Source organism: Roseibium sp. (assembly GCF_025698965.1).
GTDB lineage: Bacteria > Pseudomonadota > Alphaproteobacteria > Rhizobiales > Stappiaceae > Roseibium.
In genome coordinates, this window is record NZ_JAILWL010000614.1 from 1 (window position 1) to 3209 (window position 3209).

Annotated in this window: 4 protein-coding genes; 1 reads left to right on the forward strand and 3 read right to left on the reverse strand. The window is 55.6% G+C overall.

The window, feature by feature from the left end; translation table 11 throughout:
- From K5905_RS30505 to K5905_RS30515, 3 genes are all read right to left on the reverse strand, one after another.
- On the reverse strand, nucleotides 1–909 hold a 909-nt coding region (locus K5905_RS30505), incomplete at its 3' end, for a TRAP transporter large permease subunit (protein ID WP_297591482.1).
- Complete coding sequence (locus tag K5905_RS30510) at nucleotides 909–1505, reverse strand: TRAP transporter small permease subunit (protein WP_297591483.1); 597 nt, start codon at nucleotides 1503–1505, stop codon at nucleotides 909–911. The genes K5905_RS30510 and K5905_RS30505, both read right to left, overlap by 1 nt.
- Nucleotides 1498–2295, reverse strand: a complete 798-nt coding sequence (locus K5905_RS30515) for an N-formylglutamate amidohydrolase (RefSeq protein ID WP_297591484.1) — start codon at nucleotides 2293–2295, stop codon at nucleotides 1498–1500. Before K5905_RS30515 ends, K5905_RS30510 begins: the two co-directional genes overlap by 8 nt.
- A 159-nt stretch (nucleotides 2296–2454) precedes the next feature.
- Between K5905_RS30515 and K5905_RS30520 the strand changes: the two genes are divergently transcribed.
- The coding region (locus K5905_RS30520) for a MurR/RpiR family transcriptional regulator (RefSeq protein WP_297591485.1) at nucleotides 2455–3209 on the forward strand (755 nt) is incomplete at its 3' end.

The following is a 3209-nucleotide window of genomic DNA, read 5'->3' on the forward strand; positions in this document are numbered from 1 at the left end:
GTCAAACACCGCTCCAAAGCCGAGTGCAGCCAGGATGATCCACATGAACATGCAGGAAATGCCAAGGGTATTCTTCAGACACAGGATCAGTATGTCCCATGTCATGCGACGACGAAGGATCGAGGCGAGCAGAGCGGTCAGCGCACCGATGGCAGACGCTTCCACGAGACTGGTCTTGCCCATTACGAACGGCACCATCATCGCGGCAAAGATGACGATCGGCAAAATGCCGGCAAGCAGAAGATGATACTTCTCGTCCTTCGACGCCGTCCGTTCGTCTTCCGAAAGGGCGGGCCCCAGTTCGGGTTGGATCTTGCAGCGAACAGCAATGTAGATGACAAACATGCCGGCCATCATCAGACCCGGCATCACCCCGGCGAGCCAAAGCTGCCCGACAGGAGCACGTGCGATCATTGCATACAGCACCAGCACCACCGAGGGCGGCACAAGAATCCCGAGCGAGGATCCAGCCTGGATCACCCCCGTGACCATGCGCTTGTCGTATTTTCGTTTCAGAAGTTCCGGCAAGGCTATGGTTGCGCCGATGGCCATCCCGGCAACGGAAAGACCGTTCATCGCCGATATCAGAACCATCAGCAAGATTGTTCCGATGGCGAGGCCGCCATTGATCGGCCCCATCCAGACATGGAACATCTTGTAGAGATCGTCCGCAATCTTGGTTTCGGACAGCACATAGCCCATGAAAATGAACATCGGCAACGTCAGCAGCGGGTACCACTTCATCAGCTTCATCGCGGCGGAAAACGGGATATCTCCACCACCGGTTCCCCACAGCGCAAGCGCTGCAATTGCCGCTATACCACCGATGGCACCGAAGACGCGTTGCCCTGTCAGAAGCATCAGCATCATCGACGAGAACATGAGAAGAGCGATCATCTCATAAGACATCAGATCGTCTCTCCCTTGATCCGGGCGATATCTTTCAAAAGTTCAGCAACACACTGCAGGAGCATCAGGAAAAATCCGAAAATCATGACGAGCTTGACCGGCCACAGGTAAGGCCGCCAGGCAGTCGGACTGCGTTCGATGTAGCCGAGCTTCTCGCTGGCTGCTTCCGGACCGCCGGTAACGAAGGCAGTGATCAGGTCCCAGTAAAAAGCGAAAGGTTCCTTGCCGAAATATCCGAGCGAATAGGCGGTCGAGTTCAGCGCACCGTACAGAAGGACACCGAGATAGAAGATCAGAAGCAGGACCGTGAACGCGTCGAACCAGGCCTTCTTTTTCAGGCTCCATTCGGCGTAAAAAAGGTCCATCCTCACATTCGAACCAAGCTGGATCGAATACGGGCCGCCTAGTACGTAATAGGCGACCATGGCGAACTGGGCGACTTCGAGAGTCCACAGTGAAGGATTGAAGAAGGTCTTCGAGATGGAGGACCACAGCAGGATCGCCGCCATGACAAAGACCCCCCACATGATGACTTTGCCGAGGCGCCGGTTGAAGCTTTCAACCATACGAACGTAGAAGCAGGCCGCCTTAAGCATCGGTGCCTCCATCGGGTATTTTGAAGCTGGACAGCGCCGCCCTGTTCAGGATCGGTGTCAGCATTTCAGCCCAGCGCGCCTCTTCTCCAGCCGTTGTCACTTCGTCATTTCGGATTTCGATCATCAGGCAGGGCAGTTTCCGGTCTTCCCCGTGGCGCCGGATCGTGTAGTAGACACCGTCGGACGGAGCATAAGGTTCATTGTCGCCGACAGTCAGATCGCCCCGCGCCTTAAGCTCTGCGAGAACGGGATCGGCCAAGCGTCGGTCCTTCTCGTAGATCAGGCCGATCTCCCAGGGTCTGGCATTGCCCTTGTAGACGGGGGTAAAGGAATGGATCGACACGACCGCCGTCGGCAAACCTTGCTCCAGGCGCCAGTTCAGAACCTTGTTTATCGCCTTGTGGAACGGACGGTGCACCAGATTGAGCCGAAACGCCTTCTCATCCGCAGAAAGGTTTCGGTTGCCGACAATCTGCGTGGTCTCGCTCAAACTCGGGATCAGGTCAGATCTGCTTTCCTCCCGATTGCAATCAATGATCAACCGCGAAACGGAAGTATGCACCAGGGGTGAATTCAGGTTTTCCGCCAGTTCGCTGGCAACACCCATGGCACCCGGATCCCAGGCAATGTGAGCAGACTTGTCCGCGTCCGAGAGCCCAAGAGATTCGTCATATGGGGGCGGAAAGAAGTTGGAAGCATGGTCACACAGGAACACAAAAGGGCCCGTCCCTTCTGCGTTTTCTACAACAACAGCCCTGGCCATTCCGCCTGATTGTGGGCTCACACCCATTCCCCGCTCCCACTTAAAATCTAGGTCGACGATTTGTAATGTTTGTTACAGGATTGCCGACTGAACTAAGATCTGTAATATTTGATACGCAGAAAGATGCCGCTGTCAAATGAAATTCGACATGCCGGATCGCAAAAGCCGTTTTGAGGAGCAACACTCATGGACCGCCCGCTATTGGATGATATTCGCGACCGGCTGGACGAATTCACCGCCACGGAAAAAAAGGCGGCACACGCTCTGATGGCAAATTATCCGATGCAGGGCCTGGGGACAGTTGCACAGTTTGCCGAAGCAGCCGGTGTCAGCTCTCCGACAATCCTGCGCTTCATCGGCAGGTTGGGGTTTCCGGGCTTTGCGGAATTTCAGAAAAAACTGCGCGGTGAACTCGAAAACCAGTTGAATTCCCCGCTCGCGCGCAGCGCGAATCTGACGAAAGAACCCGATGGCGACCCCCATGTCAGTCAACTCCTGGAGAATGTCCGGGAAACTTTCGCTCACCTACCTAAAGGTGAAATCGAGGGTCTTATCAGGCTCTTGTCGGACGAGCGCAAGACGATTCATCTGATCGGTGGCCGCTTCACCGACGGCCTGGCCAGGTACATGGCCGCGCATCTCAGGATTGTGCGCTCCAACGTGACGCATATCGCCGGCCAGCAGGGCAACTGGCTTGATCAGCTTCTCGGTATCGGTACCAAAGATGTTGTCCTGGTCTTCGATATCCGACGCTATCAGGCAGAGATCATTCAGTTCGCGGAAGCAGCCGCCAAGCAGGGCGCAACGGTGGCACTGGTCACCGACAGCTGGATGTCTCCGGTTGGCAGGATTGCAAGTTATGTGTTGCCCGCAAGGGTTGCCGTTCCCTCTCCATGGGATTCATCCCTGGCGCTAATGGCAATTGCGGAAGTACTGATTGC

What these genes read in the sequence shown, in the direction of transcription:
- K5905_RS30510 (WP_297591483.1), bottom strand. Translation starts at nt 1,505, where the DNA reads ATGCTTAAGGCGGCCTGCTTCTACGTTCGTATGGTTGAAAGCTTCAAC.
- K5905_RS30515 (WP_297591484.1), bottom strand. Translation starts at nt 2,295, where the DNA reads ATGGGTGTGAGCCCACAATCAGGCGGAATGGCCAGGGCTGTTGTTGTA.